We start from the raw sequence: 14,108 nt of genomic DNA, 5'->3' as shown, positions 1-14,108 counted from the left end.
TAATGGTCGCCTTTTCATCAGTTCCAACAAATCCAAGACGTTTTTCCAAATCTTGGCGTTGTGTATCTGTGTACAAAATGGCATTGGTTAGATATTGAGACCGAGCAATGAGCGCCTTTTTTAGTTTCTCTTTCGACGCTGCAACATCGATTCCACGATCGCTCGACCAAGTCAGCGTTTTGGCTAATTGACGATAATAGTCATCCATCATGCCAATGCGTTTCTGTACACGTAGCTCAATACTCTTTTTGGCTTCGCCCTCTGTGGTCCGATTCTCCTTACTCAGAGTTACGATTTTAACTTCATTCATTTCGAGCAGTTGCTCAAGCATCGTCACTTGCTGCCCTAGGACTGTGTCCACCAGCTGTTTGTTATCGGAAGAGAGCTGAGTGAAAAGTTCATCACGTAGTGCTTGATTCTTACGCCTCAAAATATCTTCTAGAAAAGGCTTTTCAGCCTCATGAGCGGATTGTAGCTCCGCTAACTCCACCATTAACTGATCTTGAGTTTCTGATATTTTCTCTATGCTTTCAGCAAAACTCACAGACGTTACCAGTGCCAACATCAACAGTAGATATCGCCAAAAATTCATCATCCTTAACCTCTAATAAAGACCAAAAACCACTTTAAAGAGTAGTAAAAAGAGCATGGATAACAATTATTTAAATGAAATTAATTCAGCTCTCACTCAGAATTACTAGAGAGTTCAAAAATTTGAGAGTTTCAATCTGTGCGGATGACCTGTAGAGTAGCGCCCAACAAAAAAACGCAACTCTATGACAAGCTATAATAGAAGTCGCTAAACAGTAAAAGAACGAGTAATAAAGATGAACAACGAACTTGAAATTATTGATTCTTTAGAAGAGCTAGAGAAGTTTCTGATCGACGTAGAATCTGGCGGTCTAGGCCTAGAAAGTGTTGAAGGCGTAGGTATGGCAACCAACAACTCCGACGGTCGTCACTTCGTAGCGGTATTCAACAGCAGCCACCAAGTTCTTCTTGCTCGCTGGATCACTGATGAAGTGTACGAAACGGGTAAAGACCTAGTGCGCAACGGCCCACGTCGTACTCACTAAGTTAGCCTCACTCGCTAAGTTAGCCGTACTCACGAAATAAATCGTTTAAAGCCAGCCAAAAGGTTGGTTTTTTTGTATCACTTTTCCGTTAAGTCCGTTCTTCATTAACGATTGTTTTGTCCTAAATATCAGTCTCCCCATTCAACTTGTTACATTTGTTGTTGGCTTTAACGCGATTATGACTTGTCGACCAATCATTTATTCACTACCCTAGTTCACTCAATTTTATAATGTGCAGGATTCTACACTGTCTGTTTTACCTAACTATCACCAAACCCAGCAGCGCTCAATTTGGGCTTTAATGCTAACCGGGTTAGTCATCATGACTTGCTTGGCGTTTGGTATATCTCAAGGTAAATCACTCTCGAAGCCTGTACTTTCAATGGCTAATTCAGCTCAAGTTGCATCGTCTGTTGAATCAACCTCACAGATGCAGTCGCTGTTCAACAATGTATTTGGACCTGAGGCTTCTCAGCCTTTAACTTCTCCTGATAAGAGTAGTTGTAGCCTTTCCAAAAACTTACCATCTTTTTCAGCGCCACTGACTGGCTGGGTTCTCCCTCTCACTTTCTTACTTGTTATTGCACTCGTTAGCGCGCCAAGATCATCTCGAATCCCAGCGAATCATGATCGAGCAGCAAGAACAGTAAAGCACCGCATTCATCTAGAGCACTGTATATTTAGAGAGTAGATAAAGGGCTTCTCACCCTTTTTATTTACTTTTTGGAGATACATTTGTGTACAACACACGAACCAATAGCGTTGCTGCACGTTTAGCAACCATCACTCGCACATGCGTAAAATTTCTGGCTACGTTGTTAATACTGTTGCCAATGCTAGCTTCTGCTCAAAGCACAGGCTGGATCAGCGCGCCTGAGCATCCACCCGTAAAAATGCGGATGATGTCGACAGGTGAACAATCTAATGACGGCAAAATCATTCAAACCGTCCTCGATGTCGAGCTATCTGGAGACTGGAAAACCTATTGGCGTAGCCCTGGTGAGGGTGGTATTCCGCCAAGTTGGGACTGGTCAGAATCCAGCAACATTGAATCTGTCGAATGGCATTGGCCGATTCCGAAATATTACGAACAATTAGGCGTGATGACGCTCGGATACAAAAAACACGTCAGCTTCCCTGTAACACTGACGCTAAAAGATCCGAATCTACCCGCGCTGTTTCGTGCCAACCTGACGTTCCCATCGTGCACGACCATTTGTGTGCTTCACGACTATGCGATCGAGTTGCCAATAGATGGTCAATCATTAGCACTTGATGAACAGGCCATGTTCTTGTTTAACCAAGGCATGAGCCGTGCACCTAAATCTGCTTATCACGTATCTAACGAACAACTTTTCTGGGACAAAGCCAATCAGCAGCTAGTGGTTCAACTCGACAACGATCAAGCTTGGGATAAGCCACAAGTCTTGATTGACGGTGAGTCTGTCATTGATGATTTCTTCGCTCAACCTGCTTTGCACATAACAGACAACACTCTAACCGCAGTGTTTGATGTTTCTAACTGGCTAGGCGAAGTCGACCTGACTGAACGCGTAGTTAACGTAACCGTTTCAGATACTAGCTTTGCTGAAGAACTGTCTGCTAGTGTCGGCGCCCAGCCGATTGTGTATGAGAATACGACTCAAGGCTTCTGGGTCATGGTTGGTTTTGCGCTGATTGGAGGCTTGATTCTTAATATTATGCCTTGTGTTCTGCCCGTGCTTGGCATGAAACTCAACAGCATTATCCAGAATCAAGGTGCGTCAAATAAGCACATCCGACTGTCCTTTATCGCATCGGCGTCAGGTGTCATCACCTCATTCGCGATTCTGGCCACTGGAATGACGTTACTTAAGCTCGGTGGCAACGCCGTTGGTTGGGGTATTCAATTTCAGAGCGTATGGTTCATCGCCTTAATGTTGATCATCACGTTGCTGTTCTCACTCAACTTACTCGGCCTATTCGAATTTAGACTACCGCCGCGCATGAACACTTGGATGGCAACTCAAGGCGATAACTCGCACTCGGGTCATTTTGTACAAGGCATGTTTGCGACCTTGTTAGCAACACCTTGTAGTGCGCCGTTTTTGGGAACTGCCGTCGCTTATGCCCTTGGAGCAAGCTACGTTGAACTGTGGGCTATCTTCTTGGCTTTAGGTTTGGGTATGAGTTCCCCATGGCTACTGTTCGCGTTATTCCCAAGCCTAACCAGACTACTACCAAAACCTGGCAACTGGATGAATCACGTTAAGCTTCTGTTTGGCTTAATGATGTTCATTACCAGCCTTTGGTTGGCAAGCCTGCTTAAACCATTTATCGGGCTGTTTCCGACCATTGTGCTCTGCGCGACTATTTTCATCGCGGTGTTGATCTGGGTGGGAGTGAAGCTCGGACGCAAAGTAATGGTGCCTTTATTAGCAATCACGACAGTATTGTCTGGTGTTGGTTTGATTGCAGGCAGCATGACGGCTGAACACTGGAGAACGCCAATTGTTGACGATCTTCCTTGGCAACCACTTGATGCTAAGGAGATTCCAACGTTAGTCGCTCAAGGGAAAACCGTGTTTGTTGATGTCACAGCAGATTGGTGTATCACTTGTAAGGCCAATAAAGTCGGCGTGATCTTACAAGACCCTGTCTACTCTCACCTGCAGCAACAAGACATGGTATTGATGAAAGGTGACTGGACCACACCGAGTGAAAGCGTGACTGGGTACTTACAAAGTAATGGTCGCTATGGCGTCCCATTCAATATTGTATATGGACCGAAGGTTCCAACAGGCATACCACTGCCAGTTATTTTGGATGGCGATACCGTGGTTCAGGCAATTAACACCGCGAGATAATCATCATGACTAAATCAAACCAATCCGAGCAGGATGATCAAACCGAGAATAAGGAGCAGAAGAGTCTAGGTCAACACATCAAGCGTTGGTCCAAAGAGCTGCTTTCTATCCTATTGATCGTCGCGGTGATTTCAGCGGCAATGGACTTCTATCGCTCACAGTCCATGCCTCAAGGTAACGCTATCCCTATGGTCGGTACTTCGATTCAAGGAGAAGAGGTCGACTTGATAGAGTTGAGTAAACAAGGCGAGCCCGTGATCGTCTATTTTTGGGCGACCTGGTGTGGCGCTTGTAAATTTGTCAGTCCGAGTGTCGATTGGTTAGCCAAATCTCACAATGTCGTCTCTGCCTCTTTGTCTTCTGGCCCCGATGAGCGAGTGTCCCGTTACTTGCAAGCTAAGGACTACAACTTCGATGTACTCAACGACACCAGTGGACAAATTGGCCGTGACTGGGCAATCAGCGTGACACCGACCATCGCCATCATTAAAGATGGAGAGATCAAAAGTATTACAACGGGTGTTACCACACCGCTAGGTATTTGGTTGCGTGCTGCTTTGGCATAAACCAACCGAACTAATAACAATGCCACTCTTACTAAAAAGAGTGGCCTCAAGAAAGAGAATCAATAATGAAGAAACAACTACTGGCTGGCATGATTTTAAGTGCTCTATTTTCGACGACTGCACTAGCAGCACTTAGCCCTCAACAAGAACAGCAATTGGAAGAGATCAATAACTTTTTAAAAGAGAACCCTGAAACCATTTCAGGCCTGCATACTAGCCTTCAACAATACTTAGCGGGTAAAGAGCAAGCAGAAAAGGCGCAAGCTGATAGTCAAGAATGGCTCTACAATAATCCGGCTCACCCGATTATGGGTAACCCAGATAGTAAGAACATCATCATTAACTTCACTGACTACAACTGTCCTTTCTGTAAAAGATTAGAGAAAGCTCTTGGAGAACTGGTAGAAGAAGAGAAAGATCTCAAAGTCATCAACGTTTACGTGTCGTTCAAGCAACAAAAGCTCGATAAGATCGAAACCAACTCTGCTCTGTATGCAATGAACGTTTGGCAACAAAAGCCAGAAGCGTATACCGAAGTTCATGACCTGCTAGTAGCAAAAAGCGGACTGCATACTACTCGTTCTTTAGAAACTGTGGCGAAACGCACGGGTACAGAAGAGCTGCTAAAGTCGACACCAGAGCTTGATTCAGTTCTCACCACCAACCATCAGACATTTTCAGCGCTGGGCTTAACTGGTACACCGACAATGATCATCAATGGCCAGTTCCTTCCGGGATACATGCCTTATGACAAACTTAAAGACGTCGTAGACCAAGCGTTTTAAGTAAGAATAAAAAATGGAAGCGAATCACGCTTCCATTTTTCGTCATCTCAATGAAATTAAAGTGGTTTCAAAGTGTCATCATTAGTCCACATAAGTTTCACTTACAGCGACTAACTTAAAGGCGTTGAAACAAAGAGTTCAACACCCACGCCTACTCTATGGCACTGTCCTTTAACCGAGCTCTGCTCGGTTTTTTTTGTCTTCTGTTTGATGCGCTCTTTGTATCTAACAAAGTAAACGAGCAACCAAAGCACCTGGCTCCCTCAGAGCATCAACGTTATAGCTCAATACATGCCCTTTCGAAGGCGACAAATAACGACGACATTCGTTACCAAACGCATCATATTGAATCGCTAACAAGTCACCTGCAACAACCTCCTGCAACATAGAGACTTGAGGCAATACAAAACCACCAATATCCGCTCGAATAGAGACAACACTGTCACCTGCAACCCAATCGATATCAGGTAAGACTGCAGCTTCAAGGTTCTCACTTAACATGTCGTAGTAGCTGAGTATATTGAACACACCATCCACAGCGCGTTGAATCATCTCTGGTTGCGTGACTTTACCCATACCCACTTCAACGGTAACGCTTGGAATGCCACTACGGTTCCAAACCGTTTCCAAAATACCCGGATCACCTGGATCATTCAGAACACAATCAGGTTTCATTAGCCGTGCCATTTCAACACATTGCTCAATGCGATAGTCAGCAAATACATACAGAGGGTAAACCGCACCACGGGTTTGGGTATGAAGATCAACAGCAAACGTCGCATTATGCTTAAGTAGATGCTCCCACAATGACGCGACAAATCGCTCTGCTGCCAAACCATGTGCATCTCCAGGAAATAGGCGATTTAAGTTGGCAGGGCATGACCCCGGATCCGATGATACAAAGTCACGGCTATGATTCAGCAGACCCGGCAAGTTGACGGTTGGGACGATTGTTACCGTTCCTTTCAACTCTTTTCCAACCAGTTCTCGAATAATCTGTTGTGCCGCGAGCACGCCATTCAGTTCATCACCATGAATACCTGCGGTTATCATCAGCTTCGGACCGTCTTGGCTCCCTTTGAAAACAGACACTGGCATGTTTTTAGGTTGACCAAGGCCATCACTGGTCACTTGGAACCAGAACTGATGTTCGCCCACTGGGAGATCATCAACATTAAGAGAGGTAATTACCTGTCTTCCTTGTAACACATCTCCTAAATACTCTGTTTTCATTCAGTTTCCCCGCTACTGCGCCTAATTTAATCCGTTTGCCACAGTTTGAATCATAACCTAATCGATCCTTAGAACAACCTTTAATTCTATGAATGAATTGAGGCATAACAATAAGTTACCTATAGAGTTCCCTCTTACCCTAAGTGTGAATAGTTAGTCAAAAAGCACAAATAAAACCGACCAGATATGCAAACCATAAAATAAAAATGAAACAAAAGTGCAATGAAATTAATGACTAAGGAAAAGTTCCCTATTCACGAAAATGTAATTTCCTAGAAATGAAAGCTTAATTTGGCTGCTCTAAATTAACCCCATCTCGAAAAGAACGAGCACAGCGCTCACGGAATTTACAATACAAGGTAAGTGATTATGAAAAAGGCAGTTCTAGCTTCTGCAGTGGTAGCAGCACTAGTTTCAGGTTCATCTCTAGCAGCAACAGTTTACAGCTCTGACGGCACCGAGCTTAAAATCGGCGGTCGTGCGGAATTCCGTGGCGATTTCATCGGTTCAGGCGGTGAAGAAGTTGAAGGCTCTATGGAAGACAAAACTCGCTTCCGTCTAAACCTGAAAGGTGAAACTCAATTAACCGATACAGCAACTGCGTTTGGCTTCTACGAAGCAGAACAAGGCTCTGGCGACGATACATTTAAAAACCGCTACATGTACGCTGGTGTTGATTTTGATGGCCAAGCTATCTCTTTCGGTCGTCAAGACATGGCTTCTGTTATCGTTTCTGATTTCACCGATATCACTGAGTTCTCAGGCGTACAACAAGTTATCGATTCAGCTTCTGACAAAGAAGACGGTGTATTCGCATACCGTGGTGGCTTCGATGCACTTCAACTAGAAGCGACTTACAAAACAAACAGTGCAAAAGATTCTGATGGCTACGGCATTTCTGGTGTTTACTCTCTGCCAATCGGTCTAGATCTTGGTCTGACTTACGCAGCTGAAGACCTAGGTGCAGGCGCAGGTAGCGCAAACCAAGTTCTAGCAGGTGTTGCTTACTCGCTAGATAGCCTATACCTTGCAGCAACTTACTCTATGGGTGACCTAGATGATAAAGCGACGGGTACAGACGAAGAGTCGTTCACAGCTATGGAATTTGCAGCTCAGTACAAGTTCACTAAGCAAATCTCTGCAGCAGCGGTATACACTTACCAAGAGAATGAACTAGCGAACGGCACAAAAGTTGACGCAACAGACGGCATCGAACTTGCGGGTTACTACAAGTTCAACAGCAACTTCCGTACTTACCTATCGTACTACCTAAATGGTTTAGATGAAGAAAAGAACCTAGCTGGCGTTGTAACTGAAGGTGAAGACACACTTCGCCTAGGTGTACGCTACGATTTCTAATCTCGTCTTCTAGATAGACTTTCTAAAAGCTGGGCAATTGCTCAGCTTTTTTGTTTCCTTCAATTATTTTGACCAAGTTCATCAACGCTTTTTTCTGGTTTCATTGACTTAAATCCGTATCATACGTAAACCACATCAATGAATTAGAAACATTATGTCTCAACATCACCCGATTCAAGGCGCAAGCTGGATGCTTACCGCTGGCCTTGCATTCGCGATCATCAACAGTTTAACCCAAATCGCCAGTATTCATTTTGGGCTCGCATCGACTACTGTTGCTGTTATTCAATACGCCATTGCATTCTTTGCGATTCTTCCTTATTTGCAGACTCTGGGTATTCGTAGAGCCTTGCAAACCAACAATCTTAAAATGCACATCGCGCGCGTATTTTTATCGGTTATTGGTATTCAGTTGTGGATATGGGCACTCGCCTATCCAGTGCCAATTTGGCAAGGTATTGCTCTACTGATGACCTCTCCACTGTTTGCGACTGTTGGTTCAGGACTGTTCTTAAAAGAGAACGTCGGTACTGCGCGCTGGGGAGCGACCATTGCGGGTTTTGCTGGCGCGATGATCATTTTAGAACCATGGGCGGAAGACTTTAGCTGGGCAACACTTTTACCTGTTGGCGCTGCTTTTTTCTGGGCATGCTACTCACTGATGGTGAAAAAGCTCTCTTCTGATGACAGTCCTTCAACCATGGTGGTGTACCTACTGCTACTCATCACGCCATTTAACATCCTGTTGGCAGCACCTGAATGGCAAATGCCGAGTGGTTTTAACATCTGGGCAATTCTGGTTGTTATTGGTGTACTGACCGCACTGGCACAGTGGGCCATTGTAAAGGCGTATTCGGTTGCCGATGCCTCATTTGTTCAACCATTCGATCACGCGAAATTACCACTGAATGTGTTAGCGGGCTGGATTGTATTTAGCTGGGTGCCACCAGGTCGCCTATGGCTTGGCGCCGCGATCATCATCGCTTCAGTTGCTTTCATCACCCATTGGGAAACCAAGAAAGAGCGATAAGATTGTTACGCTCATGCAAAATGCTGTAAGTGCTAAAAGATAGGGAAATACAGATAAATTTAAATTTCTTTGAAAGAAAAATTTGAGCTTATCGTTCTATATTTACAAGAGATTTAAAACGAGGATGTCACTATGAGCAAACCAATTAAAATTACCTTGTATCGCTGGGGCGGAAGCTGGGGACCATTCAAGGTCAATATCCCTTGTGGTGAGTGTACCCTAACCAAAGATATTCTACAGGACACGTTTGATAACGAGTTGTCTGATGTGGATGTCGAGCTAGAGGTGAAAGATTGGTTGTCTCACTGGTGGGAGCCATTGAGATATGGCGCTTGGCATGCTCCAATCCTGGTCGTTGAAGGTAAAGTTGTTAGCCAAGGTGAAGCCCTAAACCGTGGTGTATTGGTACAGTCCGTCATCAAAGAGTGGACAGAGCGCGACACGCTAAAAGGCAACATTGTTTATGGTAAAGCGACCTGCCCTTTCTGTGTAAAAGCGAAGAAGATGCTTGATGAAGCGGGTATCGAATACCAGTACTACGACGTTGTAAAAGACAGTGCTGCACTGTACCGAATGATCCCTGAAGTGAAGGCGCACATTGGACAGAAAACACCCGTTACCGTGCCTCAAATCTGGCTGGACGGTCAATACATTGGTGGTGCTGACAACCTAGAAGCTTGGATGAAAGAGAAGGGTTTAGATGCCATCCCAAACAACGTGGTTGATCTTTCTAACCAATCCACTGGCTAAGATCAATCCGCTGACTAATATTAGGCTGCAAAGATCATCGCTCAGAATTTTGTGTCCATCCACAAAGAGACGTATCAACAGTAATTGTAATTGAACCGCTGTTCTGTTGAATACGAAAAAGGCCTTAAGCTTTTCGCTTAAGGCCTTTTAAAATCCTTTTAGATCAATGACTAGTTTGCCATTTTCTTCATCATTCGCTTAACGAATGAGATTTTCTTCTGTTTTGGTTTGCCATGTAGCGCTTCGTGCATCATGTTTTTCGCCACAATATGACCCACGTAAACATTGCCTAATTCGTAACTCATAATAATCACCACAGATGTAATAAATTTTCTTTATGTGGTAATTTTACACCTAAAAACCCCAAAAACAAGATTTAAATCACACCTTTTGGTAATTAATTTACACCACTAGCTAGATAGGCTCATTTATACCTACAAAAAAGCTCTACCGAAGTAGAGCTTCATTTTTAAACTATTTGCGCTGCAACTTTTATCTTATAGCGTGGCTTGGTCTTATAACGCACTTACTCTTATAAGACAGACCAGTACAGATAATGCTGATTAGCTACGCTTAGGTTGACGATATGTTTTGCCAGCCGTTTGGTAAGTTTCTTTTTGCTTAACACCAAACATTGAGTCAAAGAACCACGCTGCGAATTTGATCAGGTCATCGCCTTCGTTCATTACATGCTCAACAAACTCTTGCTCTTCACCCTGCTCATTCTCTTGCTGAGTAACATGGTAAATACGCTTTTCGTTTTCTACTTCAGCAAGCGCAAATTGACCACTCAATGACGCTGCTGCTTCTGCGACTTCAGTCTCTTCGCTGCTCTTTAGCAGTTCTAAAGCTTGAGGAAGCGTCTCAAGATCACAGATAGCCTTTACCAATGTTTCGAATTCTTTATGCTGCATGATTTATTTACCTATTAAATGAACCCGCACATTGTAAGAAACGGCGTCGTTAAACTCAATCATTACGATGCATACTGCTTCGAACGGCTACTCTCTTCGACGCCACGCTTAATTGAGGTAAACAGTACCAGCCCCATCACACTACCTGATACAAGATAGAACCAACCAAGTTGCACATGAGTCGTAACCCAAGTTTCAACTAAATAACCACCTAACAACCCAGCCAAACACATCTGAATTGAGCCTGAGAGTGCAGATACCGCACCTGCTTGTTTTTTATGAGGTTCAAGAAGCATACTGATCGATAGTGGAAAAGAGATACCTTGTGCTATAGCCAACCAAGTAAATGCCCATACCAGATTAAAGATCGTCAGTTCACTCATTAACAACCAAGTACCAGCCGCAAAAATGATCGTTATCGCCGCCGCCATTAATTGAGTCGTTGAAAAACGTTTATTGAAGATATTCAACAGCACGCTACCCATCATCAGCCCAGCGGAAGGGACTATCATTAGTGAGCCGTAATCCGCGGCACTCAGCCCGAGTTGCTCTTGCATCAAAAACGGGAACAAAGACAATGTCACCAGACTGGCAAGATAACTCACCCAGTTATAGCTCGCACTACCAACCACTTGGCGATTTAACAGCAAACTGCCGTAATTCTTAATCACGCTTTTCCATTCAAAGCGGCTCTTACCGTAAGGTAGGGTCTCTGGCAGGACAAAGTACCCCAAGGTATAAATCGCCGACAGATAGATTAGAACGAACAAGAACACCGATTCCCAACCTAAATGGAATGCAATCCAACCACCAAAAACCGGCGCAATGATAGGAATAATCGATGCCGTTAGTGAGATGTAAGAGAGCGCTTTGGTAAGTTGCCCGCCATCGTAGCTGTCTCTAAGTACGCTTCGTCCTAGAACCGAAGCACTACCGGCTCCCAAGCCTTGTAATAGACGACCAAACTCTAACGCGCCAACGCTATCTGAGAAGGTAAAACAGATCACTGTACCAATCAGATAAACGCCCTGACCAAGCAAAAATATTGGTCGGCGACCGACCGCATCAGACATAGGACCGTAAAAGAGCTGAGATGCACCAAAACCCACTAGAAAGAGTGTGACAAGAAGTTGAACATCGACCTGAGAAATACCCAAATCCGATGAAATTAGTGGCAGTGATGGTAGATATATACTCACCCCAACCTGCCCAGTCGCAATGATCATCATCGCAAGGAGCAGTGGCGTCTTTTTAAAGTCAGATGCGTTCAATATCGTTCCTTTTGGCTTAAATTTATTCATATAATGAGTCTACATTCAAAGCTAAGCGATGATAATTGGCCAATTTGGAATTAGATTAAGTCTTACTGGGAACGAATATGGATTGGATACTGAACGTTAAGAGTTACATAAAAGTGGTTGAAGAAGGCAGTTTTAACGGTGCGGCACGTTCGTTGAATACCACCAGTTCAGCCATCAGTAAGCGCGTTAACTGGTTAGAAGATCGCATTGGAACACAACTCCTTAAGCGCACTACTCGTTCTATCAGTCAGACAGAAGCTGGAGCCCTTTTTTATACTCGCTCAAAAGCGCAGTTAGAAAACTGGCAATCGATAGTAGATGAAACGCGCTCAGTAAATCAGACGCCTGCGGGCTTACTGAAAATCGGCGCTACCATTGCGGTAGGTTCCAAGTTTCTGGTGCAATATCTTGATGATTTTTTGGAAAAATACCCAGATATCAAGGTTCAACTGATCACCACGACTCCCGGCCAAGTACCTGAGCTCAGACTAGACTTAGTCATTAGCCGAGAATTAGAGCAACTCAACTCACTTGCTTTTAAAAAGTCGCCACTGTTTGAGCACAAAGCGGGCTTTTATGCAGCGCCGAACTACCTAGAAAAGCACGGCACTCCACAAGATATTACAGAACTCGAGCAACATAATTCGTTAGTATGGGGAGAACGCCCTGACCGTGAAGTGAAATTGGCCACAGGCAAACGGATTACCCTTCGAGGAAACTTTGCAACCACTAACCCAGAAGCTCTCTTTCATGCAGCAAAGCGTGGTATTGGCATTCTGTTAACTAACGGCACCATCATCAAAGAAGAGCTCAAACAGGGTAACTTGGTTCGTATTCTGCCAGACGTCACTGCGGATGAGCTAATGGTTTATGCCTACTACCCGAAACTCGATTACTCTCACACTCTGACTACACTGTTTTTGGAGCACTTAAAAGAGCGTTTACGACAAGAGGGAAGTCCACTCTACTAATCACTCTGTAATCCCGAAATTAACGAGAAAAGTTCTCAACGCCATTTGAAATCTGATTGACAAGCGCCATACTAACTAATGTGCATATACTAAATTAGAAAAGCAATGGCTAGGGGGTGCATATGGTATACGCCCATAATCGCACTGAAATTGAGCTTAAAACTGTCGGACAACTCCTCGAGTTAGATGGGTTAGATCTTCTAGAATCTGCCGTTTTGAGCCTGCATAGCGCTTACGATACCGACTACACGAGCCTAGTTGAGCGTAAGTATTTTCCCGATCAGATCTCACCGATGATCATTGCCCACGATCACCACATCCATCACGACAGAATTAATCCTCTGCATCGTCAGCTCTATCAAGAAGCCGTGCGTCACCATCATCCAGATAGCACTGCTGCGAGACACGTTGTTGACATTCTTCCGTCGGAGGCCTTTACCCAAGTCGTTAAGACGAACCATTTGCTAGCAATCCCAACCAAGACGCCAAGCGGCGAAGTTATGGGGGTATTGTTGTCATCATTTAAAGCTCCTTTGGATCTAGATATCCAGCAAGAGATGATTCAACACCATCAGATCTTCGCCAACATCATGACGCATACCCTAAGAGAGATGTGGTTCAATGATCGATCAGAGCAGCTCGTCCACCAGCTGAGTTACGAGGTTTCTCACGATAGTCTAACCGGCCTGCTCAATCGTTCTTGTTTAGCTGATACGTTGGAGTCGATTACTCAACAGAGCCACCCACCTTTCGCCTTGGCGATTCTCGACATCGACAGTTTTAAAGCCATCAACGACATGCACGGCAACTACATTGGCGACAAGGTATTACAGAAGCTGGCCGATATTCTCAAAGCAGTGGTACCCGAGAAGAACCTAACATTCCGCACCGCAGGCAATGAATTTGCCTTTATCACCTATCATTCCGATCCATTCAGTGTTTGTGACGCCATTTTAAGAGAGCTCAAACATAGTCGTATCGGCAGCACACTGCAACTCGACTTCAACGTCAGTATTGGGTTAGCCCGCTCCCAGGACGGAATGAAAGACATCGAACAACTCATCTTTAATACCAGCCTCGCTTTAAAGGCGTGTAAACAGGCTCCCAATACTCGTGTTAAGTGTTATGACACGCACCTCAGTGCTGCTTATCATCGTAAGGCAGAACTTGTCACTGCATTAAAAGATGAGCTTTCACTACCCATCGATCCACGTTCAGAGCAAGGGTTATACGTTGCTGTTCAACCTATAGTGAGTGCTCAATCCCAGCGCTGGGAT

14 protein-coding genes and 1 pseudogene are annotated in these 14,108 nt (G+C 44.5%); 10 read left to right on the top strand and 5 right to left on the bottom strand.

Going from position 1 to position 14,108, the window contains the following annotated elements:
- Positions 1-595, bottom strand: a pseudogene (locus KI743_RS23460) (mechanosensitive ion channel family protein); the annotation flags it as partial.
- A gap of 232 nt (positions 596-827) precedes the next feature.
- Between KI743_RS23460 and KI743_RS23455 the strand changes: the two are divergent.
- From KI743_RS23455 to KI743_RS23435, 5 genes are all read left to right on the top strand, one after another.
- Complete coding sequence (locus KI743_RS23455) at positions 828-1,076, top strand: hypothetical protein (RefSeq protein ID WP_285468475.1); 249 nt, start codon at positions 828-830, stop codon at positions 1,074-1,076.
- 232 nt (positions 1,077-1,308) lie between these two features.
- Positions 1,309-1,767, top strand: a complete 459-nt coding sequence (locus KI743_RS23450) for a hypothetical protein (protein ID WP_285468474.1) — start codon at positions 1,309-1,311, stop codon at positions 1,765-1,767.
- Between the two features lie 142 nt (positions 1,768-1,909).
- Entirely contained in the window at positions 1,910-3,922 is a 2,013-nt protein-coding gene (locus KI743_RS23445) for a protein-disulfide reductase DsbD (RefSeq protein WP_285468478.1), read from the top strand.
- A gap of 5 nt (positions 3,923-3,927) precedes the next feature.
- A complete protein-coding gene (locus KI743_RS23440) occupies positions 3,928-4,488 on the top strand; it encodes a protein disulfide oxidoreductase (RefSeq protein ID WP_285468473.1) in 561 nt (186 codons plus the stop codon).
- A gap of 65 nt (positions 4,489-4,553) precedes the next feature.
- Complete coding sequence (locus KI743_RS23435) at positions 4,554-5,273, top strand: DsbA family protein (protein WP_285468472.1); 720 nt, start codon at positions 4,554-4,556, stop codon at positions 5,271-5,273.
- A 225-nt stretch (positions 5,274-5,498) separates the two neighbouring features.
- Here KI743_RS23435 and KI743_RS23430 read toward each other — a convergent pair whose 3' ends face one another.
- The gene (locus KI743_RS23430) at positions 5,499-6,506 is read right to left on the bottom strand and encodes a succinylglutamate desuccinylase/aspartoacylase family protein (protein WP_285468471.1); all 1,008 of its coding nucleotides are present in this window, start codon (positions 6,504-6,506) and stop codon (positions 5,499-5,501) included.
- Positions 6,507-6,875: 369 nt separating this feature from the next.
- Between KI743_RS23430 and KI743_RS23425 the strand changes: the two genes are divergently transcribed.
- From KI743_RS23425 to KI743_RS23415, 3 genes are all read left to right on the top strand, one after another.
- Entirely contained in the window at positions 6,876-7,865 is a 990-nt protein-coding gene (locus tag KI743_RS23425; RefSeq protein WP_285468470.1) for a porin, read from the top strand.
- 154 nt (positions 7,866-8,019) lie between these two features.
- Positions 8,020-8,895, top strand: a complete 876-nt coding sequence (locus KI743_RS23420) for a DMT family transporter (protein WP_285468469.1) — start codon at positions 8,020-8,022, stop codon at positions 8,893-8,895.
- A gap of 132 nt (positions 8,896-9,027) precedes the next feature.
- The gene (locus KI743_RS23415; protein ID WP_285468468.1) at positions 9,028-9,645 is read left to right on the top strand and encodes a glutaredoxin; all 618 of its coding nucleotides are present in this window, start codon (positions 9,028-9,030) and stop codon (positions 9,643-9,645) included.
- A gap of 170 nt (positions 9,646-9,815) precedes the next feature.
- Here the strand turns inward: KI743_RS23415 and KI743_RS23410 are convergent, their stop codons facing one another.
- The 3 genes from KI743_RS23410 to KI743_RS23400 all read right to left on the bottom strand — a co-directional run bounded on the left by KI743_RS23410 (position 9,816) and on the right by KI743_RS23400 (position 11,830).
- Positions 9,816-9,950: a hypothetical protein gene (locus KI743_RS23410; protein ID WP_255232076.1), complete on the bottom strand. Its 135-nt coding sequence runs from the start codon at positions 9,948-9,950 to the stop codon at positions 9,816-9,818.
- Positions 9,951-10,208: 258 nt separating this feature from the next.
- Entirely contained in the window at positions 10,209-10,559 is a 351-nt protein-coding gene (locus KI743_RS23405) for a hypothetical protein (protein WP_032550431.1), read from the bottom strand.
- Between the two features lie 62 nt (positions 10,560-10,621).
- The gene (locus tag KI743_RS23400) at positions 10,622-11,830 is read right to left on the bottom strand and encodes a multidrug effflux MFS transporter (protein WP_285468477.1); all 1,209 of its coding nucleotides are present in this window, start codon (positions 11,828-11,830) and stop codon (positions 10,622-10,624) included.
- Positions 11,831-11,937: 107 nt separating this feature from the next.
- Between KI743_RS23400 and KI743_RS23395 the strand changes: the two genes are divergently transcribed.
- Positions 11,938-12,831 carry a LysR family transcriptional regulator gene (locus tag KI743_RS23395; RefSeq protein ID WP_150870021.1) on the top strand — a complete coding sequence of 298 codons (894 nt, stop codon included), beginning with the start codon at positions 11,938-11,940 and terminating at the stop codon, positions 12,829-12,831.
- A gap of 122 nt (positions 12,832-12,953) precedes the next feature.
- Positions 12,954-14,108: GGDEF domain-containing protein (locus KI743_RS23390; protein WP_285468467.1), on the top strand; the 1,155-nt coding region annotated here is incomplete at its 3' end.

The organism is Vibrio sp. D420a, from assembly GCF_030248625.1.
Lineage (GTDB): Bacteria > Pseudomonadota > Gammaproteobacteria > Enterobacterales > Vibrionaceae > Vibrio > Vibrio fortis_A.
Note: the sequence above shows the minus strand (reverse complement) of the source record. Positions and strands in the feature narration are given on the sequence as shown.